Origin of the sequence: Acinetobacter sp. 10FS3-1, assembly GCF_013343215.1 — a bacterium.
GTDB classification, from domain to species: Bacteria; Pseudomonadota; Gammaproteobacteria; order Pseudomonadales; family Moraxellaceae; genus Acinetobacter; species Acinetobacter lwoffii_C.
Map to the genome: position 1 here is coordinate 325,168 of NZ_CP039143.1, position 25,305 is coordinate 350,472.

Genomic DNA, 25,305 nt, shown 5'->3' on the forward strand with positions numbered 1-25,305 from the left:
CGAGGTATTTCGTTCTATGCTACAAGTCAAAATTGTTCCTGTAACGGCCTTTCAGCAAAACTGTTCGATACTTTGGGATACGGACACTCAAGAAGCCATTTTGATCGATGCAGGAGGGGAGCCGGAAAAGCTGATAGCTGAGGTGGAAGCACTGGGTGTAACGGTCAAAGCCCTGTGGCTCACACATGGTCATCTGGATCATGCCGGTGCAGTAGGTGCCCTACAAAAAAAATGGAATATTCCGGTTATAGGCCCGCATCGTGAAGACGCATTCTGGCTTGACATGATTCAGGAAGTTTCTGCACGTTATGGCTTTCCGATTCCTGAAAAAGTCGAGGTGACCCAATGGCTGGAAGGTGGGGAAGTCTTGCAACTGGGTGATGAGGAGTTTGAAGTACGCTTTGCACCAGGTCATACCCCGGGCCATGTCATGTTCTATAACCAGAATCATGGCTTGTTATGGACCGGTGATGTGCTCTTTAAGGGTTCAATCGGTCGCACGGACTTTCCACGAGGCGATCATCAGCAATTACTGGACTCGATTCAACGAGAATGTTTTAGCTTACCTGATGACACTCGCTTTATTTCGGGGCATGGGCCCATAAGTAGCATTGGTTTTGAAAAACAGCATAACCCTTTTGTGGCGGGAAAGGCGGGTTGAGATAGCAGGCTAATTGTTAAAAAGACCAGCATTCGCTGGTTTTTTTATCTGGAAAAAGGATTGTTAGGAAGCTGACGGGCTTGCATAGGCAAGAACCCGCTTAGAAAGGCAAATAAAAAGCCTACCACAATAAACAGAACAGCTTGCTGAAAAATTCCAATACTCAGGCAAAGAAGGGCCGAGAAAAACATCCCCATAAAAACAGCTTTTAAGAGGATATAGCCCATATGAATGCTCTAAAAATAATGTAATGGTTAAGTTCAGAGTAGGAATGTGATTAGGCGATCAATATGGTTAACTTGCGTGTAATTTTCGCTTAACTTGATCAGGTTTATATGAGTATGCCAGCTATATTTCTATCTAGGGATAAGGAAAAAAAGCAGACTTTCTCCGGTTTTAGTCTTCTGGAGCATCGGCTTGAGGCGCATCTTGGGTGGGCAGTTTATAGTCTTCATTGGCCCATGCCCCCAGATCAATCATTTTGCAGCGCTCTGAACAAAAGGGACGGAATTCATTATTTTCCCAAGTGGTGAGTTTGCCACAACGTGGACATTTTAAACTGGTAGACATGGTTAAACTCCCGATAAATATGCAGCTTCGATTAGGCAAATATAGCCGCAGTTGGTAGACTGATGCGGTTTTTATTAGTTTGATCTGATTATGCCGATTCGTCAATTTCAAGCACAGCGTATGCATGCGCCTCGTAATTTTCAAAGTATCAGTCCTGAGCCGATTTGTCTTGAAATCGGAGCGGGCAAGGGAAAACATGCTTTACTCTTTAGCCGGACACATCCGCAGAGTCAATTGATTGCGATTGAACGAACCCGGGAAAAATTTCTGGCCATGCAAAAACAGCACGCGCTTGAAGGTCAGGCCAATCTGCAACCGGTTCATGCCGATGCGCTACCGTGGATTGTACATGCCCTTTATCCACAGCAAGTGGAACAGTGTTTTATTTTATATCCCAATCCGGAGCCGCATAATCCGGCACAGCGCTGGTTAAATATGCCATTTTTTGAATTCTTGTTATCCCGTTTAAAAAGCGGCGGTATGATCACTTTGGCCAGTAATATTCCGGAATATATTGCGGAAGCAGAACAACAGTTAGTGCAAGTCTGGCACTTGCCATTTAAAAAAGAAGTGATTGCTCAGGATTCGGCGCGTACACATTTTGAAATTAAATATTTGGAGCGGGGGGAGCTGTGTCAGCAGTTAATCATTCGTAAACCAGAAGGTTATATCACCCGCTTTGACAAGTTTCAGCCTCTGCAAGGCCAGAACGCTCAAGTGATGGAATAATTTGCATGAGCCAGCGTATTGCAATTGTCGGTGCAGGTCCGGCTGGATTGATGGCGGCTGAAGTATTAAGCCAGTGGCATTATGAGGTGCATGTATATGAGCAAAAACCTTCGGCAGCGCGCAAGTTTTTAATGGCAGGAAAAACGGGGCTGAATATTTCCCATGCTGAACCTATTGAGCAGTTTATTCTGCGTTATGATCAGGCCGACTGGCTGGCGCCGTGGCTAAGACAATGGGATGCTGCGTGGATTCAGAACTGGATGAAAAATTTGGGGATTGAACCTTATATTGGCTCCTCAGGCCGGGTCTTTCCCACCGAAATGAAGGCTGCACCGCTACTGCGTGCCTGGTTACAGCGCCTGACCGAGCAAGGTATTCAGTTTCATTATCGGCATCAGGTGGAACAGGTACAGCAGCAATACCTGCAACTTCAGGATATGAAGACTAAGCAAAGCCGGACCGAAGCGTTCGATGCGATTATTCTGGCCTGCGGGGCAGTCTCGTGGTCGCAGCTGGGCAGTGATGGAGCATGGCAAAGCTGGTTAGCAGCTGAAGAAGTGGAGCCATTTCAGCCGAGTAATGCCGGGGTGGAGTATGTCTGGTCCCAGTTTATGCAGCCTGTGTTCGGGCAGCCGCTGAAGTGTGTGGCGGCTTGGGTAGGGCAGGGAGATAAAAGCACTGGCGATATCGTTATTAGTCACTATGGTCTGGAAAGTGGACTGATCTATAAACAGGGCCGGGGGCTGCGTGAGCAATTAAAGGCTGGCCAGCCGATGCTGCTTGAGCTGGATTTATTTCCGGATCAAACGGTAGAGCAGCTGGCCAAAAAACTGCAACCCGGCAAAAAACAGTCTCTGGCCAATGTCTGGCGTAAAGCGGGTCTGGAAGGAGCAAAAGCCGCCCTAGTGCGAGAACTGGTGGCGAAATCCATCTGGCAGGATGCAGACCAATTGGCCCAAAAAATCAAACAGCTGTCTATCACTTTAAGTGGCTTTCGGCCAATTGAAGAAGCAATCAGCTGTGCAGGCGGAGTGAAGCGTGAAGCGCTTTCGGAACAGCTGCAACTTAAATCCAATCCGCAGGTATTTTTTTGCGGCGAGATGCTGGATTGGGATGCACCGACTGGCGGCTATTTACTGACCGCCTGTTTTGCCACAGGCCGTGCAGCCGGAGAAGGAGTGCATCAGTTTCTGTCGAATTAAAGCCGGGCTGAATAGCTAAATCAGACCAGAAACGGCTCAAATCCCCGGCTTCCTGTAAAGATGAAAAATGGTTTATTTCTGGGTGCTTTTTGCTGGGGGTTGCGTATTTTGAGGATACTGCAAGCGCCAATGTTCTAACTGTTCCTGAGCATGCAGATATTTACCCAGTCCCTGTACATTCTTGCTGGCTTCAGTGACGGTGCTGGCCTGACGTTCTGAACGCTTCAGTAGCTGTTCCTGATGTTCCCAGTATTGATACATCAAGCCCTGAATATAACGGCCCTGTTCAGTTTTAAGCTCCAGAGCCTTGAGCATGTTCAGGGCAGAACGAATATGGTCACGCTGACGTTGCTGGATAAATTCTTCAGTCAGATTTTCGTCTTTGCGCATCTGGTTCATTTCTGCTTCCAGATCCGCACTCATTTCCTGAAAGCGTAGCTCATAGTCCGTTAATACAGCAATGTCATGAGGATCATCAGCCGTTTGGGGGAAGGCTTTGACCGGATCGGTTTGCAGTTCTTTCATTACCTGTTCTGAGGCAGATGAATCTGGACTCGGCTCAGTATTTTCTGTATTTTTCTGATCACAGGCCATGAGAAATATGGCACTGCTCAAAAGCACAGTGCGTGTCATCCATTGCATTTTATTCATGATCAAATCCCATTTTTAGTCACTTCGCTGAAATACATATACATAAGTCCGATAGGGAAAATCTATCAGATCGTGGGCTTGTTTGGTCGTATATTGTTCAATCATCTGTTCAAATTTTTGTTTAAGCTGCTGCCGCTGTGTTTCTGGCATCGCTGCAATAAAACTGGTCGATAGCAGACGCTTGGACACCACCTGTTCCACAGGACCATGCTGCACGTGCTGCATATGTGTTTCTGCATACGGCTGGAATAAGGTTTGTTGTTTAAATACCTCCTGCCATTGGCCATGATGAAAACGTGGCGTCTTGCCTTCCAGGGGTGCGATATAATCTGCGAGAGCTTTTACCCAGTCTATCTCAATATCATGCTGGTTCCAGACCAGAACCAGATAACCCTGCGGTTTAAGTACCCGATAAATGTCTTTTAAAGTATCCAGGTGGGCAAACCAGTGAAATGACTGTGCACAAAACACGGCATTCACGCTATGATCCGGCAAGGGAAGCTGATGGCTCAGACCTTCCAGGGTGTGAATATCTGGATGGGCCTGTTGCAGTTGGTTTAGCATTTCCGGCACAGGATCAATCGCTGTGATCCGGCTGCCGAGCGGGCGTAAGGATGGGATAAATTTTCCCGTCCCACTGCCGAGATCTAAAAGATGCGCATCCTCTGGCAAAGACAGGGTGGCGGCCAGCCAGTGGCTGAGATCTGCCGGATAGTCAGGCCGGACCTGCTGATAAAGCTCGGCCGCTGCACTAAACCCCTGTTGCGCTGCAGGATGTAATGATTGTGTCATATTTTGCGCTTTTTAATCTTTTTCATCGTTATAAAATAGCATATTCACTTTTTCGGCCGCATTCATTGACTGAATTGTTGCCGAAGGGTTCGATTAACCAGCACGGGAAAGTTATGGATAAGCAGATTGTTTTTGAAGATGAGCATATACGTGCGGTTTTTATGCCGGGATCATCTTCAGAATTGATTTTTTCATTTGGAGATTTGATTACCCGTGCGAAGGGCTTGAGTATCAATGCCGAGAAATCCTTGGCAAAATTTGAATTTAATGTACTCGGTATTATGCCTAAGCATAAATCCTGGTTTCCACAAGGTTCCATGTGGAACATGTTGCAGGCTATTGCCGAGCTGATTGCACCTTTTCAGCAGAGGATTGCCTATGGCGGCTCGATGGGCGGCTATGCGGCAATCAAATATTCCAATGCCTTAGATGTACAGCGCGTGGTGGCCATGGTGCCACAATATTCGATTGATCCTCAAGATGTCGAAGATCGCCGTTATAACATGTTCTATCAGCCGGAGCTTAATCAGGGCATGCGGATTGAAGTAGAAGATGTCAGTGCAGCGCGTGAATATATTATTATCTACGATCCTTATTGCGCCGAAGACCGTGCCCATTATCTGAAATTGCAGGCGGTCATTCCGCAGCACCATGTCTTGCATTTGCCTTTTACCGGCCATGATGCCATCGCTGTGCTGGCCAGTTCCGAGTTGCTCTATGACTTTTTGGTACGGGATTATGATGCCAGCTATTTTTACCAGAAAATGCGCAAGGTCAAGAAAAACAGCAAGTTCTATTATCGTAAGGTGATCGAAAATATCCTGCCGCGCCATCGTCAGGCCCTGGGACGCATTTTAAAAAATAACGATCTGCTGCTGGATACCCAGTTTTTTGATGCGGCCCAGAAACAGGTCATTTTGCGGGAATTACTCAGCAATAAACAGGTAGATCAGCAGGATCTGCTGAAACTGGGGATTCATTTGAATCTGCCGCAGGAAAACCGTCAGCTATTGCTGGATGCTTATGGTCATGGGCTGGTGTTTAATGTGATCAGTAATAAAATTGAGAGCTATGCGGATGGCGCGATTGCACTGAACCATAAATTCCTGATTCCGATTTATGCCAAAGGCAACGGCTTGTTAACGATTAGCCTGAATGATGAGCGCTATCTGGTGGTGATGAATGACCGGCATATCATGAAACTGGTCAAGGAACAGGATACGCTCAGTCTGGGTATGCATCCGATTTTAATGAAGCGCTATGAAGACTTTTATATCTTCAGCTATAAACAGCTTAATCTGAGTACCAATGAATATGGCGCAGCCAGCTTTGTCGATTCAAGTGACAAGAATGTGCAGTTTGTGACTAAAAATGAGCTGGATTAACCAAAAAAGTTAATCTAAAACAAATATTTGACATAAAGCTAAGGTGGCTTAAGATGTATTTAGGTGGCAGGCTAGGGGGGCTTGCCACTCCCGAAGCTGAAAACAGAAAGAGGGGATACAGAATGCAGTCTATGCCGATGAAGATTGGTTTGATCCTGACTGTGATGCTGCCAAATCTGGCCTATGCAGAAAGTGTGCATCCTAAAGTTATTTTATTCAGTGCATCTATTATTTTTGTGATTATTCTGGCGATTTATGTGATGTGCAAAATGCGGACTTCCTTGCGTAATTATATCGATAAGCCGCTCGACTAAAAAAACAGGCAGTGAAACGCCAGCACTAACTTGCTTTGTATGCCAATAGCGGTTAAATCATGAGGTTATTGTCGAACAGGAACAAGGGAATTTATATGAACGGCGTTTTTCTGGACTATACATCCTTAGATAAGCAAGATCTGGATATGCAGGCTCTTCGGGCCGCTTTTGATGCACTGACCCTTTATCCGCTGACTTCTGCCGATGTGCTGCTGGAACGTGTGGCCGATGCCGAAGTGATCATCACCAATAAGGTGGTCATCAATGCCGAGACGATCCGGCAGTGTCCCCAGCTTAAACTCATTCTGATTTCAGCCACTGGCACCAATAATGTTGATCTGGCTGAGGCCAGGGCACGCGGTATTGTGGTATGTAACTGTCAGGCGTATGGAACCTCGGCTGTGGCACAGCATACCTTAATGTTGATGCTGAATCTGGCCACTTCATTTTTAAGCTATCAGCGTGCGATACAGCAGGGAGAATGGCAAAAATCTACCCAGTTCTGTTTGCTGGATGCACCGATTGTTGAGCTGGCTGGAAAAACGCTTGGAATTGTAGGTTATGGTGAATTGGGCCAGGCGGTCGCCCGACTGGCCGAAGCCTTTGGCATGCAGATCCGGATTGCTGCCTTGCCTGGTCGTCCTGCGGATGAATCGCGTATTCCATTTGCAGCGCTTTTGCCACAGGTAGATTTCCTCAGTCTGCATTGTCCGCTCACTGAAGATACTCATCATTTAATCAGTCATGCTGAGCTGGATGCGATGAAGCCCGGTGCATTTTTGCTGAACTGTGCACGCGGCGGCATTGTGGATGAACAGGCACTGGCACAGGCCTTGCGTGAAGGCAAGATTGCAGGTGCAGCGACCGATGTGCTCTCGGTTGAACCGCCTAAAGAGGGCAATGTCCTGCTTGATGCTTCAATTCCGAACCTGATTGTGACGCCACATAATGCCTGGGGCAGTGTGGATGCACGTCAGCGAATCGTGGACCAGTTGCTGGAAAATGTCGAAGCCTTTAAACAGGGCCAGCCGATTCGGCAGGTGAATTGATTCTCGCCATTTGTGTGCAGCTAAAATTTTCCTGCTACACAAGATGTAAAAAGCCCATGAGGGGCTTTTTTTATAGATCAGTCACCGCATAACTGGTGGCTGCGCCTGCCTGCGGTTGAGCTTGTGGCATAGTTGGACTTTCGGTCACTGTTGACGACTGGCTTAAAGGTTGCTGTTGAATGGGTGCAGGCTGTTGAGGATTGCCACCCCACACCTCTTTAGTTTGCTGAATTTTTTGATTGGCCTGTTGAGCAGCCTGCTGGGCGCCCTGATCTACTTTTTGTACCGTATCAGAGGTTACGCTCTTGGTATTGTCCCAGGCACGATCGACCCCCGGCTTAATTTTGGCAATACCTTTTTCAGTCACTTCACCGACTTTTTCGGCAGTATGGATTACGCCTTCCTGCGCTTTATAGGCAAACACATGCAACAGGTTCGGGTTTTCACCATAGGGTTTAACCGGTTTAGCGGGCTGAGTCGTGGTCTGTGCAAATGCCGGTATAGACAGCATTAAAGCTGCGCTTAAAAGAAGAGGAGTTTTGATATTCATTATGGAGCGACCTCGAATTTGTCTAAGAATGGTCTGAGTTTGTTTTTAGTGTAGCGGATGAAGGGTTGAAAACAATGAATATCCTGTGAAGAAGATATTAAAATAGAGAGATCCAAAGCATTGTCATTTTTATACTAAAGAAAAAAGAGGAAGAAATAATTTTAAATTTTAGGCGGCTTAAAGAAATAGCCCTATTTTTTTATCAAAATAGGGCCATCCATTTACTCACATTGGCTCAGGGCATCTTTCGCGAAATGTTCTCTTAAGGTGACAAAGTTCTTTTGTACACCTGCGTCATGCAGATTGAATTTTTGCGCGGTGCTGGTGCCGTCGCGCTGGAAAGTTGCCGAACCGGCATCCATCAAGGTCATGCCTTTAAATGACCATTGTTCAATAATGCGGTTATTTTCAATATCGCCTGTAAATTCAATCACACACTTATCGAGGAATTTGGTCAGTTTTGCCTGATTGTTGGTGGTTTCAGGAGATACGTCGAGGTTTTGTACTTCCTGTAAGACGCCAACTTCAAGCTGCGGAACTTTGGGTGCAGATGTACACGCTGTAAGAGCAATACTCGCAAGACCCGTCAAAATAAGAGCTTTAAATTTCATATGATTCTTTCTTGTTGAGTGTTGTTGAGTTGAGTATAGGGAATATAAAGTGAAATGCCTATATGTTTTGCTATCTGCAAATGAAAGAGAAAAGTATTCAATATACTTTTCTCTATGAAAAAAAATATGTCTATTACAGCTCTTTAGATTTATTTTGCTCTAAAAAAAATTTAATTTCTTCAATTTCATAAGCTGGAATTTTACGATGAATCATAGCATGGCAATTTGCACAGACAGGTATTAAATCATTTATTGGATCTAACTCATATTCTTCTCTTATTTCGGAAAGAGGTTTTTTATGATGAACATGAATAAAGTTTTTTCCAATTTCACCGTAAGTCTTTTCAAAGTCAAAACCACAACATTGGCATTTATATTTCCAATGTTTTAAGCACTTTTTACGAGCCTCGGGGTTTCGTTCATAAGCATTAATAGTGATCTGTTTAATACTACCTTCTTTATAGACAGTATCGTTCGAAATAATTTCATCTTGAAACGGATTGAAGGCTAAGGAATAACTTAAACTTTCATTAGTATTAATTTGTTTTAATTTATACTTATCATGCCACTCTGAAACTATTTCTGAGTTTTGAAGCAATTCCTTTGAAAAATAATTCACCATATCTTCAGCAATAGATGAAATAGGCTTACCAGAATTTTTTGATATTTTTTCAAAGGTCGAATTATATTGATCTATCAATACTTTAACAATTTTATCTTGATGTACTGATTCCCGCTGTATCAATAAGGAGTCTATTGTCTCGGCAATAATTGGAAAGTAGATTTTCTTTTCAAATAAGATTGAGCTATTTTCTTTATTAATTTGACTTAAAATTTTGTGAAAAATCGAGGCTGGAATAGCATTTCCATTACCTTCTGGTGTCCAATGTATATTAGGATCAATCTTATCTAACTCTTCTAATGAAATTAGAGGATTTAGTGATAATTTTTCAAATTCAAGATCCACAAAATTAACTTGTTCTATATTTTTAATAACATCTTTATCTTTATAAACATTAGAAACAATTTTTCCAAAACCGATTATTCCCTTATCACTTTTTTCTAAATTGCCTAATTTTACTAATAAGAAATTATCTCCATATCCAATCTTATGTTTACGATTAGTTTTCCACTTATGGATAGGTTTTTTATCAGGAATTTGAGAGATCATTTCTTTAATATTTGGCCAATTCCAGCGATCCGGATTCCATGCGAATAAATATGTGTTCATACTTCATTTGATATTAAAAACCCCGCTAATGTTATAGCGGGGTTTCATGTATTTTACAACCAATTGGGCTTTAGTGTTGAAGCACCGAAATATCTGCAACTTTCGTGAACAGATCACGGAGCTGAGCAAGCAGACGTAAACGGTTTGCTTTTAGCTCAGCATCATCCGCCATGACCATGACACCGTCAAAGAATGCATCGACTGGCGCACGCAGGGCAGCCAATGCAGACAAGGCAGCCGTGTAATCCTTAGAAGCAAATAGCGGCTCAACCACTGGTGTGATTTTCGCAAGTTCAGCGAATAATGCTTTTTCAGCATCTTCCACCAGATTTGCTTCAACAACTTCACCAGCAGGAGCAGCCTCTTTGGCAAGAATATTCGCAACACGTTTGTTGGCAGCAGCTAGAGCAGCAGCTTCAGGCAATGTACGGAAGTGATTAACCGCATTGACACGCTTGTCAAAATCCAGCGGGGATTTTGGTGTCAACGCCTGAACCGCTTGAATCACGTCAACAGCAACGCCTTTGTCTTCATATTTGGCACGGTAACGACCTTCAAGGAAGGCAACAGCATCGGCTAGAGTCTTCGCCGGATCTTTCAGTACAGCGCCGTAGGCAGCCAAAGCCAGTTTGATCAGTTCTTCAATTGAAACATCCAGCTCATTTTCAGTCACCAGACGCAGGATACCAATCGCAGAACGACGCAGTGCAAACGGGTCTTTAGAGCCAGTCGGTGCCTGACCAATACCGAAAATCCCCGTCAAGGTATCTAAACGGTCCGCCAGGGCAATCGTCGTACCGGTTTTGGTTTTCGGTAAAACGTCACCTGCAAATTTAGGTAAATATTGTTCACCTAAAGCTTCTGCAACTTCATCATTTTCGCCTTCAAGACGTGCGTAGTAAGTACCCGCAATCCCTTGAAGTTCAGGGAATTCGCCCACCAGCTCAGAGGTCAAATCGCATTTTGCCAGCAGCGCGGCTTTTTCAGCATCAGCAGCATTTGCACCGGTAATGGGCGCCAGTGCCACAGCCAGTTTGGCGATACGTGCAGACTTGTTCCAAAGCGTCCCCAATTCTATCTGGAAGATCATATTGGCCAGTTTCTCTTTACGAGAAGCCAGTGGCTGCTTCTGATCTTGCAGGAAGAAGAATTCAGCATCAGATAGACGCGGACGAACAACTTTCTCGTTACCTTCAATAATCTGGGCCGGATCTTTAGATTCGATATTCGATACAGTAATGAAGTAAGGCTGTAATTTATTTTCAGCATTTACCAGACAGAAGTACTTCTGGTTGTCCTGCATGGTGGTGATCAGCGCTTCTTGCGGCACGGTCAGGAAGCGCTCTTCAAAGCTGGCACGTAAAGCCACCGGCCATTCAACCAGCGCAGTCACTTCATCACGAAGGTCGCTTGGTACAATTGCAATCGCATTCACTTCATCCGCCAGTGCTTTGACTTGCTGGTCGATAATGGCTTGGCGCTCTTCAAAAGACGCCACAACGTAAGCTGCTTTTAACTTTGGAAGATATTCTTCCGCATGGGCCAGAGTAATCGCTTCAGGCGCATGGAAACGGTGACCATAGCTCAGGTTACCGGCTTGGTGGTCCTGAATAGTCGCTTCAATCACTTGATCATCTTTGAGCAATACCACCCATTTCACTGGACGTACAAACTCGGTACGGCTTGCCGCAGAGCGCATACGTTTAGCGATAGGTAAGTTGTCCAGCGCATTTTGTAGAATTTGCGGTAACAGCGCATCCAGGCTTTGACCTTTGACATCTTTGTAGTAGCACACTTTTTCAACTTTACCGGCCTGAAAAGTAGAGACCTGATCAACGCTAATCCCTTGACCACGCATAAAGCCTTCTAGGGCTTTCGTCGGTTTGCCTTCTGCATCATACGCCGCCTGTACAGCAGGACCATCAAAACGTTTTTGTGTATCGGCTTGCGCAGCGTCAACATTGACAATTTTTAAAGCCAGACGACGGGGCGCTGCGTATGCTTCGATAGAATCAAAAGCCAGTCCAGCATCGTTTAAGCCTTTTACAGTTTCTGCTTGCAGCGCATCACGTAATTTTTTCAGGCTTTTTGGTGGAAGTTCTTCACAGCCAAGTTCAAATAAAATGGTATGTTTAGACATTATTTGTTCTCCGCTGATTTTTCTGCTTGGGCTGCTTCTGCTTCCACTTGGGCTTTTAATTGTGCCAAGACTTCATCACGCAGATGCGGTTCAGCCATTGGGAAGCCCAGTTTGGCACGTGCAGCGACATAACTTTGTGCAATAGAACGTGCAAGCGTGCGTACACGTAAAATATAGCGCTGACGCTCAGTCACCGAGATTGCACCGCGTGCATCGAGCAAGTTAAAGCAATGAGATGCTTTAATGACTTGTTCATAAGCAGGCAAGGGCAGTTCAGCTTCAATCAGGCGAGATGCTTCAACTTCATAAAAGTCGAACAGATCGAGCATCTTCTCGATCGGGGCATATTCAAAGTTATAAGTCGATTGCTCTACTTCATTTTGATGGAATACATCGCCATAAGTCACTGTACCGAACTGGCCTTTGGTCCAGACCAGGTCGTAAACCGAATCTACCCCTTGTAAATACATGGCCAGACGTTCCAGACCATAGGTGATTTCACCAGTGACCGGGTAGCATTCAACACCACCGACTTGCTGGAAGTACGTGAACTGCGTCACTTCCATACCGTTGAGCCATACTTCCCAGCCTAAGCCCCATGCGCCCAGTGTTGGCGATTCCCAGTTGTCTTCCACGAAACGGATGTCGTGTACCAATGGATCAATGCCAATCGCTTTTAAAGAATCCAGATAAAGCTGCTGGATGTTGTCCGGGTTGGGTTTTAGTACCACCTGGAACTGGTAGTAGTGTTGCAAACGGTTCGGGTTTTCACCATAACGGCCATCTTTGGGACGGCGTGAAGGCTGTACATAGGCCGCGTTCCAGGTTTCAGGACCCAGCGCACGCAGGAAGGTTGCAGTGTGGAATGTTCCTGCACCCATTTCCATGTCGTAAGGTTGTAACACAACGCAGCCTTGCTCCGCCCAGTAGTTTTGTAAGGCAAGAATTAAGCCTTGGAAAGTATCAATATGCGATATGGCGCGACTCATGGTCATCCACTTAAAATTAGAGAAAAATTGTGCTCAATTATAAGGACTTTGCCGGAGTGTGGCAAAGGTTTAAGCTCTGATCCCTGTTTTTAAATCGTTTATGCGCTACCTGATTTCAAATGCACAGTTGGGATGGTTTTTTAGCCAAATCGCTAAACATCCAGGTAAAATCCAATAGCGTTTTATCATCAAAAGGTTCTAGCTCGATAGTAACTTTTGGTTCATACATTAAGCTAAATCTCTGTGCAAATCTCAGTACAAGACGATGAAAATTCTGTAATTCTACATGAGTGATTGTGATTGACTCTTTGAACTTGTCCTCCATTCCACTATGACGAGTAGCTGTTCTTCAGCCTTCATCTGACAAAAACGCATAATTTTTTCAGTGAGATCCGGAACAGGCAGGCAGATAGTGAGGTCTTTTACTTGAGCTAAAAGATGGATCAGTTCAGCTTGAGATAATAGTTGCTGAGTGGAATAGAAAAGAATGATGAGACTTTTTAGCACTGATTCTATTTGATATGATTTTAAGTATTTGATATTTATTTGTTTTATTTTAAGCATTGTGGTATCAGTAAAAAAATCAATTTAGAAAAGATATAAAATGAATACATCTTCAATAACACTTGGTTTTATAATACGCAAAATTTGTAAAAAAATCAGACCAGGCAAAGCGTGTTTCACTCAAATCTCGAATGGCTTAATACCTTAAAACCCAATTTTAAAGTTCTTCCTTTTAAAGATCGTTTGTTATGTGGAATCGGTGCATTGCTGGGTCTTGGAGTATCCTCCCTGCTGAGTTACTGGATACTGGGAGACTTTGAGGCTTGGTATATTGCGCCGATGGGTGCGTCTTCGGTCCTACTTTTTGCTGTTCCAGCCAGTCCCCTGGCACAGCCCTGGAACATTATGGTGGGAAATACCATTGCTGCGGTGATTGGTGTGACCTGTGCCTTGTATATTGCCAATCCGACCGAAGCCTTTAGTCTGGCAGTGGCTCTAGCAATTATCCTGATGATGACCACGGATTCCCTGCATCCACCCAGTGGTGCGGTGGCTATTACAGCAGTACTGGGCGGTAGTGCGGTACATGAATTGGGCTATGCCTTTGTTTTTTATCCGGTACTGCTCAATTCGGTCTTGTTGATGGTGATTGCAATTATTTTTAACCGGATGATTGGCAAGCGTTATCCACAGCAACAGGCCCAGCTGAATACTCGCTCCAAAGACCCAACACCGACCCAGAAAGTGACAATTCGGCCGCAAGATATTCAGGACGTGCTGGACCATCAGACCGAGCTGCTGGACATTAGTGAATATGATTTGCAAAAGATTATTTTAGAGGCACAAGACCTGGCCAATGCGCGTGCAGTTACCCAGTTCAGCTGTCAGGATATTATGACCAAGGATGTGGTCACATTACATGAAACAGATAATATTCAGCATGCTCTGGACAAGTTTAAGCAGATGAACCTGATGAGCCTGCCAGTGGTCAATGCCAATGAAAAACTGGTCGGAACCCTGGCGATGTATGAGGTGGTGGAATGGTTGAAGCACGCTGGTGATCTTCGCAGCAGCTGGGAACATCCGGTCAAAAACATTATGACCCGTAAGGTGGTGACAGTGCAGCCCTTGCAACTGATTCAGGATCTGGTGCCTTATTTTGTTGAACGTTCTTTTAATTATATTCCAGTGGTGAGTGAGCAGCAGCTGGTGGGGATTATTAGCCGGGCCGATATTATTGCCGCCTTAAATCAGGAACTGAACCATTTTAAAATGAAAGCTTAGACACTCAATTGCCTATAGCAGGGATGAGGCCTGTATTTTATTGAGTCTGCTTATCAGCCAGTTTTATAGAATTTGAGGTGTAGAAAAAAACAGGGCTTATCTTTTTGCAGACTAGAACAATTTGGAGATTCCCATAAAAAAGCACACCGGAGTGTGCTTTGGTCTGTATTTGAAAAGATAGATTAAATAAAGAACCAGTAAATAAATAGGGAAATCAGGAAAATACACATGATGTTCAGGACAAAGCCTACTTTCATCATTTCACTTTGCTGGATATGACCGGTACCAAACACAATCGCATTTGGCGGGGTGGCTACAGGTAGCATGAAGGCACAGGAAGCACCGATACCAATTACAATCACCAGAATTTCTTTAGGCATACCCATTTGGGCAGCAATGGCGGCAAAGACCGGAACCAGAAGTGCGGCAGAGGCTGTATTACTGGTAAATTCGGTCAGGAAAATAATGAAGGTTGCTACCACGAAAATAATCAGTAGTGGAGAGGCATCCCCAAAGGCATTGGCCAGAGTCTGACCCAGCACCAGTGAACTGCCTGAATCTTTCAGAACGGCACTTAATGTTAGGCCACCACCGAACAGATAGAGCACGCCCCAGTCGGTATTCTCTGAAATCTGTTTCCATGTCGCGGTGCCCAGAATGACCACCATACAAGCTGCTAAAATGGCAATCCAGGTATCGGGCTGGCTGATCCCGAAATTTTCCGTCAGCTTCTTGCTGAAAATCCAGGCGGTTGCAGTACATAGGAACAGAATCATGGTGGCGATACGGGTGCCGGTCCAGGGAATATCTTCAGTGATAAACTGGACCTTATGATTCAGTTTGGGACGCAGCACCAGATACAGACTGACCAGCATGGCAGGTAGGATAATCAGCATCATCGGTAAACCGATTTTCATCCAGTCGGCAAAATCATAGTCGAGCGCCTTGGCCGCAATCGCATTGGGCGGTGAGCCAACCATGGTGCCAAGACCGCCGATACTGGCGGAATAGGCAATCCCGAGCAGAATAAAAACAAAGGTTTTGCGTTCATGCTGCACATCCAGATGTGCAAGTAAGCCCAGTGCCAGCGGTAACATCATTGCTGCTGTGGCAGTATTGGAAATCCACATGGAAAGCAAGGCGGTAACGATAAAAATTGCGAGCACCGAGACGCCAAGATGCCCACCGGAGAGTGAAATAATCCACATAGCAATTTTCTTGTCGAGTTTCTGGATATGCAGCGCCGTTGCCAAAGCAAAACCGCCGAAGAACAGGAAAATTACCGGATCAGCAAACGTGGCCAATGCTGCCTGAGTTGTGATGGGAACCAGTTCCTCACCCGAGGCCATGGGCATGCCCAGCAGTACCGCCAGCACGGGAACCAGTAGTGCAGTAATCGTAATATGTAAGGCTTCGGTCAGCCATAAAATACCAATAAAGATTAATAGGGCTAAGCCCTTATTGGCATTTTCATCATAGGGCAAAATGTTATACAGACCATAGGCAATCAGGGTGGAAAGAATAATCAGAATCCAACCCTTACGGCTTCCTTTGGGCATGACATTGGTCGGGGTGGTTAAATTAACACTCATACAATCTCCTTACTCCATATTTTATTTGAAAGAATTTGTCCTGGTTATTATCGATCTAATGTAATGGATATTGTCCTGAAAAATATACTACTTAATGAGTAGCGCAGAATGTTGTAATAGTGCAGTACTTTGCCAGAGTGCATGCAGGCCAAAGATCAGCAGCAGTCCTAAGACCAGAGATCTAAAATGTTGTAGTGATAGCCGATGGCGAATCTTTCCACCTATCCAGACGCCGGCCAGCGCAAATATTGTGATCCAGACTAAAATATACTGCTGTTGGGGATTGAGCTGTAGCAGAAGAGGGAAGAGCACACAGAGCTGCACCAGTTTACTGACAATAAAATTCAGGTTGCTGACCATCACGACTTCAGTGGTAGAAATCTTGCAGCTCAGCAGATACATCATTAAAAAAGGGGCCATGGCATTGGTGGCTCCACCAATTGTCCCTGCCAGCAGACCGAACCCGAGCATGCTGCATACAGTGGGGCTGGCCTGAAAAGGCTGGTGGCGCAGCTGGTCCAGCACATAAAACAGGATCACTGCGCCGAGTAATAATTTAAGATAGCCCTCATTCAGCCAAAGCAGTAATTTTACACCGAGCAGGCTGCCCAACAGGCTGCTCAGAATCAGTGGCCAGTATTTTTTAAAATGATAAGTGATGCTTGCGAGCATCCCCCGGGAAGGATCGGCTTTGAGTAAGATCAGGTTAAGCAGCAGGCAGGGCAGAATGACCAGAGCGATGGCCAGACTTAAGGAGTATTGCGTCGAGAGTAACGCCGTACTCATCATTGGAAAGCCAAAGCCACTTAATCCGTGTAACAGCGCGGCAAATGCACAAAGACATAAGATGATCCATTCTGCCTGCGTCATTGAATATCCATTTCTAGAAATACATGACTAAGTTATAGCGAATCTGCGGTAGGGTAAATAGCCAGCTTGAGATCGGCTTTAAAAAATAGAAAGAAAAATCAATAAAAAAACCGCAATAATTTGGGGGAATTATTGCGGTATAAAAGTTCACCACATTCAATCTGGGTGAAAAGTTAAAGGAAAATAAGGGTTATTCTTCCAGCATCAGGTTCTTTTTTGGAATCACCAGCCATAAGACCAGATACACCAAAATACCCGGAAAGGCTGCGCTCATCACCGAGAGCAAAACAAAAATAAGACGTAATAGGGTGACGTTCCAACCAAAACGTTCAGCAATACCGCCCATGACACCTGCAATCATATTGGAGCGGTTTGAGCGATATAAACCAACATTGGTCATACATATCTCCTGAAAAAAAATAAGCTTGAATCTTTACAAAATGATTCATGAATTAAAAGATGGAGCTTTTTTGCAAATTTTAAAGCGTATCCTCCCGATTAATTCGTTAAGTAATGTTAATAAAGATTAATTATTTAGGCTCCAGCCTCTAACATAATGAAAAATTCATTGATTTATGTCAAAAATTTATACAACTCTTATAAGCCCTATGGCATATATAGCCCTATTGCGGTGCGTGAAAAGATGAAATCAATTGTGTCAGTTTATGCATTCAATACTTTGAGTCGGCTGGGTCTGGTATTCGCTGGTATAGCGGGGTTGTTGGCCTGTGATCGTCATCAGGTTCAGCCTATGCAGGAAATTGGCAGATCGGAACAGGCCAGTGGGATCAGCATAACGGCGGCCAATACCGTGCCTACAGAGCCGGTGGTCGCCAAGTCCTTGACCCAGATCGCCTCCCAGACCAATTTTCGGGCCGAAACAGCCGGGGAGTCTCAGCCTGTACCTGAATATGCTCAGGATTTTGTAGGACGCTATTGCGCTAAAATTCAGTGTGATGGCCGTTTTGTACCCTGTCTCGAGGGAACAGCTGAATTTATTCTGACTTTATTGGCAGATGGTACAGTGCATCGCAGTATTGTGCAGCATGGTAAAATTTTTATTGATAATTCAAAGAACTCCGATGATGGCAATATCACCTATCGTAAAGATCGCTGGATCGTGAATCCGGAACGTACCGAGCTGATTATCCAGCGTAAAGAAGGTGCCAGCTTTTATTACATTATTAAAAATAGCAATCAGCTGGTGATGAATCTGGAAAAAATTCACAGTGAAAAAGAAACCATCAATCAGGAATTATTTGAGCGTGGCTATCCGGCACCCTCTAAAGCTTATGTGTTGAGCAAAAAAGATAATTTCCCGCCGCAATAAGCGATCAGACCTTGAATAAGGTCATGGGCATCGAAGGGTAAAAGCGGATTGGCTTGTTCGAACTTAGAATATACTTATAAAAATTAACAAGATAGGCGTTATGATCTAAATAGTAATGATCGGTTGATCAATAGAAAATTATTCTGAGGGGGGAGAATGGTGGGTCGTCCGCGATTCGAACGCGGGACCAACGGATTAAAAGTCCGCTGCTCTACCGACTGAGCTAACGACCCATTCAAGATATTGCTTTAAAAGCGAAAAGAGCTTCGTATCAGAAGCCTTTAAAAGATGGTGGGTCGTCCGCGATTCGAACGCGGGACCAACGGATTAAAAGTCCGCTGCTCTACCGACTGAGCTAACGACCCATCTCTAGGTACATCAAAATAAATGGTGGGTCGTCCGCGATTCGAACGCGGGACCAACGGATTAAAAGTCCGCTGCTCTACCGACTGAGCTAACGACCCTGAACCAACACTCAAACTTGGTCTGAATGTGCAGTGCAAGAAAAAGAGATTTCCTCAACACCACTTCGTTTTGATGGAGCGTATTGTAGCAAGTTATCAACTGAGCGCAAGTAAAAATTAGCAAACTTGTGGATGTTTGTTTATAAATGCAACAAATTCACTCAATCTCTTTAAAAAATACGCTTTGAAACTAAAAACGGTATTGATAGGCTTGAATATTGTTGAATATTTCCTGGGTCAATTCGCAATATTCTGTCGCATTTGGAAGCAAAACCAGCAAGCGTTCATCGGTTTTTTGAGGATCAAACGCCTGTTCTTTAAGCTGGTTTTTCTGGTATTTAAAGGTACCCGTAGTTTCCACTTGCTGCTGGATACGCAAGAACACCGGAATTGCATAAGCAGGCAAGCATTGCTTAAAGGTACTCACCATCTGTTTCAGGTCCTGTTCGTTCAGTTCACTGCCTGGCTGCAGGGTAATGGCCGCCATGCCGGCACGGCCATTGGTATTGGGAATTTCTACGCCATAGACCACTGCTTCAACGATCTTGTCATATTCGGTCAGCATGTTTTCAACTTCAGTAGTCGAGACATTTTCGCCTTTCCAGCGGAAAGTGTCACCGAGACGGTCTACAAACTGGGCATGCCGAAAGCCGATATCACGCACCAGATCACCGGTATTGAAATAGGCATCTCCCTTAGTGAAAACGTCGGTCATAATCACGGACTTGTTTTTTTCCGGATCGGTATAGCCATCAAAAGGCGAACGACGGGTAATCTTGCCAATTAACAGGCCAGTTTCACCTTTTTTTACCCGTTTGCAGTGACCCTTGGTATCACGGACTGGTTCATTTCTCTCTTTATCAAATTCGATAATTGCATAGGGCGTGGGCGAAAAGCCGACCGTATTGTCAAAATTAAACACATTACTAAAGCCGACATTGCCTTCGCTGGAGGCATATAGCTCGAGAACTTCTTTAATCCCAAAACGTGCCTTGAACTTGTCCCAGATATTCGGGCGCATGCCGTTGCCAATCATTTTGGTGACGCGGTGGCCGTGTTCCTGCTCCGAAGGCGGTGCATCCATCAGATAACGGCATAATTCGCCGACATACCCAATTGCGGATGCATCGAATTTTTTGACATCTTTCCAAAATGAGGAAGTCGAGAATTTACGCCGAATGGCCAGTGCGCTGCTTCCTGCAATCACGCCACACCAGCACACGACCATCCCCGTGGCATGATAAAGTGGCAGGGTGCAATACATCACATCCTCTTGATTCAGGTTCAGTACATGACCATAGGTGCCATAGGCCAGTGTCCAGCGTCCATTGCTAAAGATGACAGCTTTTGGCAAGCCGGTGGTTCCCGAAGTATAAATATAGAACAGGCCGTCTTTGCCCTGCACTGAGCCGGTGGTAGACGGGTTGAATTTCGGGAACAGGTCGATTTTTTCTGCTAGATTGACAAAGCCTTCGGGTGCCTGTCCAGCATCTGTTTGTGTATCTTGGTCTGCAAACCAGTGGAAGTGACCCGCAGCAATAGCCAGCTCATGCCGGATTTCATCAAGTGCGACACGGCACTCTTCCCCGGCGATCACAGCAAACGGCTTGACCAGGTTGATGCTATGCGCAAGGACTTTGCCAACCTGTGAGGTATTGAGCAGGGCAATGGTCACGCCAATTTTTGCCAGACCAATAACTGTCGCGATGAGTTCGGGGCGGTTTTCGATCATGACCGCCACCACATCACCTTTTTGTGCGCCTAAGGAAAGATAGAAATGAGCAATCTGATTGGCCCAGGCATTTAAATGCGCATAGCTATAACGCTGTTCTTCAAACAGTAAGGCGTTTCCGTCCGGATTACGCAGGACCGCTTTCTCAAAAGCCATACCTAGACCGGTTGGGGTATTGGGAGTACGTAAATAAGCCTGTTTTAGTCCATGCAGCAGGTTTGGTATTTTATTTAAAAAAGCTGGAATTTTGGCTGCGACATCTGCAATACCAATCAGATCGGGTTGGTTCATCTGGCTCATGATCTTCCTATTTATTTTTCGTATCCACTACATGTGATTTATATGCAATAAACGCTTAACTATTATCTTTTAACGTTTAAAGTCTAGTGCAATCAACCTATTCTGACTAAATTTAGCAAAAAAAACCTAGTCACCGAAATGACTAGGTTTTTTTATCTTCCTACAATTGGGCGAATTATGACTCCGTTGCAGGATTTGCTTTTTTAGGTGGACGGCCACGTGGACGGCGTGGACGAGCAGCCTGCTTGTCGGCTTTCTCCGCCTCTGCTGCTTCAGTCGCTGTTTGATCTGCGGCAGGTGAATCCGCAGTTTCAGTGATAGGCGCTTTCTGTTCAGCTTGAGGCTTTTCTTCACGAGCTTCGCTGACTTCGGCCACTTCTGCAGCTGCTGGCGTGTCCGTCACTTCTTCAGCTGTTACGGCTTCTTCGGGCACTGACTCGACTGCTGTGTTTTCCGGGACTTCAGCAGTTACAGTCGCACTTGTTGGCGCTTTCGCCACATCGGCCTGAACTGTCTCAGCGCTGGTCACTTCAGCTTGCTCTGCTTTTACTGCCTCAGCCTCTTCAACAGATGCATCAGCCAGTTTTTTTGCCGACCCGGCCTGAGCTTGCTGCTTCGCCTGCTGTAAGGCTTGCTCTGCTGCAAGTTTAGCTAAACGACGGCGCTCTCGCGGGTCATTGGCTACACGCGCGGTTGGCGTAGGCGCTGGCGGTGTTAAATCCAGAACTGGTGCAGGCTCTGCTTCAGGCTGTGCCTTGGCAACTTCTACATCCCGGGTGACAGGCTTTTTCTCAGGCTCAGGCGCTGCTGCTTTGGCTACAGTCGCATTATATTCCTGCGTAAACTTCAGCAAGGCACGGTTAAAGGTGGGTAATAGACCAAACTGTTCAATCAGCACAGAACAGTCTTCACCATATACATGGCGAATCAGGCTGCCCACTGTAAACTGACCCAGAGTCGGAATTTGCGACGCAGTCAATTGTGGTGTTTTGGCCTGGTGAGATCGACCTTCACGCTGTTGACGACGGCGCTGACGCGGATCATTGCTGGCACGTGGCTTGGTCGACTGAGCTTCAGCCTTGACTTGTGGTTCTTCTGCTTCAGTTGTCTTCACCTCAGCCAAGAACTCTTTAGCCGGTGGAGCCTCTACAGGTGCATCAGCTGGCGCAGTCACTTCAGGAGCTGGTGTTGCAACCGGTGCTGCTGTGCCGTTTAATGCGACAATTTCACTGCTTGCCTGGTCAATATTCACCACCATAGCTGTCGGCATAATGTCCTGACGCGGTGCATCTATCATCTCAACCTGAGGCTGTTTCTGGTTGATAGCTGCTGCTTCAGGCACTACCGGTGTTTCCACTGCTGGTTCTTCATTCAGCACGCTTGGATCGCGGTGACGATTCGGGCGTTCCGGACGTTGCTGGTTGCGGCGGTCACGACGTGGCACATTCTGTTGCTGCTCATTGTTCTGAGCATCATGGCTCTGTGCAGTGTCGTTATGATGCTGACGGCGAGAATGACGTTTATGTTCACGTGCTTCTTGACGTTGCTCTTGACGTGATACCTGCACTACTTCTTCCACCACCTGATGAGAGGTGTTGGCGTGAGATGTCGATACAGTAGAATTTTCAGACTGAGTGTGTTCACGTGTGTCTTTATGACGGCTAGGGCGCTGCTTTTTATGCGGACGCTGTGATTTTTCTTCACGCTCTACCAGTTTTTCAGTCTGCTCAGGCTCTTGCTTGTGTGCCACGGTAGAGGGCGCAAGATACACATTACTTGATGTTGCTGGTGCCACGCTGGCTACTGGTTGCGCCGGAGCTGCTGCATTGACCCGGCCAAACTGACCACGGCTAACCGCACCGCCATTTACCATTTGCTCAATCGCGGCAGCAGCATTATTTGCTGTACGGGACTGATCTACAGTGGCTGCCTGTTTTTGTACAAACAGGTTTTCTAACCATGCACATGGGCTGCTTGATGCTACAGGAGCTGCTGCCTGAACAGGGGCCTGCTGTGCAACTTGCGGTTGAGCCGGCTGGTTTTGCTGATTACGACGTTTATTGTGATTGCGGCCGTTGTTTTGTTGTGGCTGTGCAGGCGCTGGTGCAGCATGTTGCGCATGCTGTTCTTCTTCTAGATGCCATTCAGAAGACTCATAACCTAACTCTTTCTCACTTGAACGAGTGGCTTCCGTACGCTCATAGCTGGTCGGCGCAAAGCCTTCAGCATTATACGTGATTTCATAATGCGGAGTTTCCAGGTGGGGGTGCGGCAGCACAGTCACCCGTACATTGGAGGTTTGTTCCAGATAAACTAGGCTGTGACGCTTTTCATTCAGCATGAAAGCCGCGATTTCAACCGGAACTTCAACCTGTACTTCACCATGACGTTCACGTAGGGCAATTTCTTCGACTTTACGCATGATTGACAGGGAAAGTGAGCGTAAATCACGTACCATACCGGTGCCATGACAGCGAGGGCAAACATAGCCAGTCGCTTCTTCCAAAGACGGACGCAAACGCTGACGGCTCATTTCCATCAGGCCGAAACGGGATAATTGACCGAACTGGATACGTGCGCGGTCACTTTGGGTCGCTTCGCGCAGTTTGGCTTCGACCATACGCTGGTTGCGGTCTTTGGTCATGTCGATAAAGTCGATCACGACTAAGCCGCCAATATCACGTAAACGTAATTGACGTGCGATTTCTTCAGCGGCTTCCAAGTTGGTGTTGAGTGCGGTGTCTTCAACGTCCTGACCACGGGTCGACTTTGCCGAGTTGATGTCAATTGACACCAGGGCTTCAGTCTGGTCAATCACGATTGAACCACCAGACGGAAGTTTGACTTCACGCTCATAAGCGGTCTGAATTTGGCTTTCAACACCGAAATGGGCAAATAAAGGCTCATTTAAGGTATAGGTTTTCAGCTTGTCAATTTGACGCGGCATGACGGCTTTTACAAAATTATAAGCTTCGTTATAGGCCTGCTCTGAGTCAATCAGGATTTCAGCAACATCATCACGTAAATAGTCACGAATGGCACGGGTTACGACACCAGCTTCTTGGTGCACCAGCATTGGGGATGGACCAGAATTGGCTGTGCTCTGGATTTGAGCCCAAAGATCCATCAAGTGTTGCAGATCAAGTTGTAACTCTTCCTGAGAACGGCCAATACCGGCAGTACGAACAATCACGCTCATACCACGCGGCACGTTCAGGGAAGCCAGCATTTCTTTGAGTTCTTCACGTACTGCACCTGAAATCTGACGGCTGATACCGCCACCTTTCGGGTTATTTGGCATCAGCACCAGATAACGACCCGCCAGTGAAATAAACGTAGAAAGGGCAGCGCCTTTATTGCCACGTTCTTCTTTTTCCACCTGAACCAGAAGTTCGGTGCCTTCAGTGATCAGTTCGCGGATGTTTGACGTTTGGCGAGGATCGGCTTTGTAATAAGAATTGGCGATTTCACGCATCGACAGGAAGCCTTGGCGACCTGCACCGTATTCAACGAATACAGCTTCTAAAGAAGGTTCAACGCGAGTCACGTGACCTTTATAGATATTAGATTTTTTTTGTTCACGGGTACGGTTTTCTAAGTCGAAATCGTAAAGACGCTGACCAGTGACAAGTGCAACGCGAATTTCCTCGGCATGTGTTGCATTAATCAACATACGTTTCATGGGTGTAACACCTTATAGTGATACACAGCAAAAAATCGCTAGACACGTAGCGAACATCACACATCACGGATCAACGGCCCAGATACTAAATGTAAAGACATTGTGGTCTGAGTCTTTTTTTACCGGCTGCTACCTGTATAGATCAGCTTCGGCTTTGATTCACGTATTGAGGATGACAATACGGCTTCAATCTTTAAATGATTAAAGTCACCTGAACGCTTCACTGGCGGACGAGCGGTGCATTGGATGTGAGTAACTTTCACTGTCACGTTGTTCGAAGATCAACCCTTCTCTGTAGATAGGGGGTCTTGATACGGAATTATCATCGTATCTTTACAAACGGTGCAGATCCAATGCATCAAACACTGTAGCCTGAAGTCGTTTCCAGGGTGCGACTAATCTGATGTGTATCAGTTTACGTTTAAAAACCAACTAGGTTGGCGACATATTTTTTCAGACAAACTGATTTATGTACCTGAGGTACAATTAAACGCAACAGTTTGCTTTGTTTGCCGATATAATAAGCCTTCGGCGTCGGCATAATTCTTTGGGGACCTTCCCGTATCATGTGAGTCTTTAATTGAATAATCAAATTCAGAAAAAAATCTGAAATGCTTCAATTTTTATTCACAAACGATGGTTTCCGTGCGCTGACTATATCAAACCTTGCATC

General features: G+C 45.7%; 21 protein-coding genes and 3 tRNA genes. 8 read left to right on the forward strand and 16 right to left on the reverse strand.

Annotation, left to right across the window (positions count from 1 at the left end):
• Positions 1–16: 16 nt before the first annotated feature.
• A complete protein-coding gene (locus tag E5Y90_RS01480) occupies positions 17–661 on the forward strand; it encodes an MBL fold metallo-hydrolase (protein ID WP_174659202.1) in 645 nt (214 codons plus the stop codon).
• A 396-nt stretch (positions 662–1,057) separates the two neighbouring features.
• Here the strand turns inward: E5Y90_RS01480 and E5Y90_RS01485 are convergent, their stop codons facing one another.
• The gene (locus E5Y90_RS01485; protein WP_174659203.1) at positions 1,058–1,231 is read right to left on the reverse strand and encodes a DNA gyrase inhibitor YacG; all 174 of its coding nucleotides are present in this window, start codon (positions 1,229–1,231) and stop codon (positions 1,058–1,060) included.
• 84 nt (positions 1,232–1,315) lie between these two features.
• On the opposite strand from E5Y90_RS01485, the gene E5Y90_RS01490 reads away from it, so the two are divergent.
• Entirely contained in the window at positions 1,316–1,960 is a 645-nt protein-coding gene (locus E5Y90_RS01490) for an SAM-dependent methyltransferase (protein ID WP_174660536.1), read from the forward strand.
• 5 nt (positions 1,961–1,965) lie between these two features.
• Positions 1,966–3,162 carry a TIGR03862 family flavoprotein gene (locus tag E5Y90_RS01495; RefSeq protein ID WP_174659204.1) on the forward strand — a complete coding sequence of 399 codons (1,197 nt, stop codon included), beginning with the start codon at positions 1,966–1,968 and terminating at the stop codon, positions 3,160–3,162.
• A 72-nt stretch (positions 3,163–3,234) separates the two neighbouring features.
• On the opposite strand, the gene E5Y90_RS01500 is transcribed toward E5Y90_RS01495, so the two are convergent.
• On the reverse strand, positions 3,235–3,813 hold the full coding sequence (locus E5Y90_RS01500) for a hypothetical protein (RefSeq protein ID WP_151205667.1): 579 nt from the start codon (positions 3,811–3,813) through the stop codon (positions 3,235–3,237).
• A gap of 15 nt (positions 3,814–3,828) precedes the next feature.
• Positions 3,829–4,605 (reverse strand): class I SAM-dependent methyltransferase, encoded by a 777-nt coding sequence (locus E5Y90_RS01505; protein WP_174659205.1) that lies wholly within the window; start codon positions 4,603–4,605, stop codon positions 3,829–3,831.
• A 113-nt stretch (positions 4,606–4,718) separates the two neighbouring features.
• Between E5Y90_RS01505 and E5Y90_RS01510 the strand changes: the two genes are divergently transcribed.
• From E5Y90_RS01510 to E5Y90_RS01520, 3 genes are all read left to right on the forward strand, one after another.
• Positions 4,719–5,990: a hypothetical protein gene (locus tag E5Y90_RS01510; RefSeq protein WP_174659206.1), complete on the forward strand. Its 1,272-nt coding sequence runs from the start codon at positions 4,719–4,721 to the stop codon at positions 5,988–5,990.
• 122 nt (positions 5,991–6,112) lie between these two features.
• Positions 6,113–6,304 carry a hypothetical protein gene (locus tag E5Y90_RS01515; protein WP_151205637.1) on the forward strand — a complete coding sequence of 64 codons (192 nt, stop codon included), beginning with the start codon at positions 6,113–6,115 and terminating at the stop codon, positions 6,302–6,304.
• A 95-nt stretch (positions 6,305–6,399) separates the two neighbouring features.
• On the forward strand, positions 6,400–7,353 hold the full coding sequence (locus tag E5Y90_RS01520; RefSeq protein WP_174659207.1) for a 2-hydroxyacid dehydrogenase: 954 nt from the start codon (positions 6,400–6,402) through the stop codon (positions 7,351–7,353).
• A gap of 70 nt (positions 7,354–7,423) precedes the next feature.
• Here E5Y90_RS01520 and E5Y90_RS01525 read toward each other — a convergent pair whose 3' ends face one another.
• The 5 genes from E5Y90_RS01525 to glyQ form a co-directional block, all read right to left on the reverse strand.
• Positions 7,424–7,903: a hypothetical protein gene (locus E5Y90_RS01525; RefSeq protein WP_151205130.1), complete on the reverse strand. Its 480-nt coding sequence runs from the start codon at positions 7,901–7,903 to the stop codon at positions 7,424–7,426.
• Between the two features lie 221 nt (positions 7,904–8,124).
• The gene (locus E5Y90_RS01530; RefSeq protein ID WP_151205129.1) at positions 8,125–8,514 is read right to left on the reverse strand and encodes a hypothetical protein; all 390 of its coding nucleotides are present in this window, start codon (positions 8,512–8,514) and stop codon (positions 8,125–8,127) included.
• A gap of 133 nt (positions 8,515–8,647) precedes the next feature.
• Positions 8,648–9,745 (reverse strand): HNH endonuclease, encoded by a 1,098-nt coding sequence (locus E5Y90_RS17370; protein WP_201798519.1) that lies wholly within the window; start codon positions 9,743–9,745, stop codon positions 8,648–8,650.
• 70 nt (positions 9,746–9,815) lie between these two features.
• Entirely contained in the window at positions 9,816–11,885 is a 2,070-nt protein-coding gene (glyS, locus tag E5Y90_RS01540) for a glycine--tRNA ligase subunit beta (RefSeq protein WP_174659208.1), read from the reverse strand.
• Entirely contained in the window at positions 11,885–12,874 is a 990-nt protein-coding gene (gene glyQ / locus E5Y90_RS01545) for a glycine--tRNA ligase subunit alpha (protein ID WP_174659209.1), read from the reverse strand. Before glyQ ends, glyS begins: the two co-directional genes overlap by 1 nt.
• 675 nt (positions 12,875–13,549) lie before the next feature.
• Here glyQ and E5Y90_RS01550 point away from each other — a divergent pair.
• On the forward strand, positions 13,550–14,662 hold the full coding sequence (locus E5Y90_RS01550) for an HPP family protein (RefSeq protein ID WP_174659210.1): 1,113 nt from the start codon (positions 13,550–13,552) through the stop codon (positions 14,660–14,662).
• 182 nt (positions 14,663–14,844) lie between these two features.
• On the opposite strand, the gene E5Y90_RS01555 is transcribed toward E5Y90_RS01550, so the two are convergent.
• The 3 genes from E5Y90_RS01555 to E5Y90_RS01565 form a co-directional block, all read right to left on the reverse strand.
• Positions 14,845–16,254 (reverse strand): SLC13 family permease, encoded by a 1,410-nt coding sequence (locus tag E5Y90_RS01555; protein WP_151205125.1) that lies wholly within the window; start codon positions 16,252–16,254, stop codon positions 14,845–14,847.
• Between the two features lie 87 nt (positions 16,255–16,341).
• Complete coding sequence (locus E5Y90_RS01560) at positions 16,342–17,124, reverse strand: sulfite exporter TauE/SafE family protein (protein ID WP_174659211.1); 783 nt, start codon at positions 17,122–17,124, stop codon at positions 16,342–16,344.
• Positions 17,125–17,314: 190 nt separating this feature from the next.
• Positions 17,315–17,524: a PspC domain-containing protein gene (locus E5Y90_RS01565; RefSeq protein WP_151205123.1), complete on the reverse strand. Its 210-nt coding sequence runs from the start codon at positions 17,522–17,524 to the stop codon at positions 17,315–17,317.
• A gap of 243 nt (positions 17,525–17,767) precedes the next feature.
• Between E5Y90_RS01565 and E5Y90_RS01570 the strand changes: the two genes are divergently transcribed.
• Entirely contained in the window at positions 17,768–18,454 is a 687-nt protein-coding gene (locus E5Y90_RS01570; RefSeq protein WP_174659212.1) for a hypothetical protein, read from the forward strand.
• Positions 18,455–18,611: 157 nt separating this feature from the next.
• Here the strand turns inward: E5Y90_RS01570 and E5Y90_RS01575 are convergent.
• The 5 genes from E5Y90_RS01575 to E5Y90_RS01595 form a co-directional block, all read right to left on the reverse strand.
• Positions 18,612–18,687: transfer RNA gene (locus E5Y90_RS01575), tRNA-Lys, on the reverse strand.
• A gap of 56 nt (positions 18,688–18,743) precedes the next feature.
• Positions 18,744–18,819 (reverse strand) — tRNA-Lys (locus tag E5Y90_RS01580).
• Positions 18,820–18,842: 23 nt separating this feature from the next.
• Positions 18,843–18,918, reverse strand: a tRNA-Lys gene (locus E5Y90_RS01585).
• A gap of 190 nt (positions 18,919–19,108) precedes the next feature.
• Complete coding sequence (locus tag E5Y90_RS01590) at positions 19,109–20,950, reverse strand: long-chain-acyl-CoA synthetase (protein WP_174659213.1); 1,842 nt, start codon at positions 20,948–20,950, stop codon at positions 19,109–19,111.
• A gap of 175 nt (positions 20,951–21,125) precedes the next feature.
• A complete protein-coding gene (locus E5Y90_RS01595; RefSeq protein ID WP_174659214.1) occupies positions 21,126–24,632 on the reverse strand; it encodes an Rne/Rng family ribonuclease in 3,507 nt (1,168 codons plus the stop codon).
• Positions 24,633–25,305 lie beyond the last annotated feature (673 nt).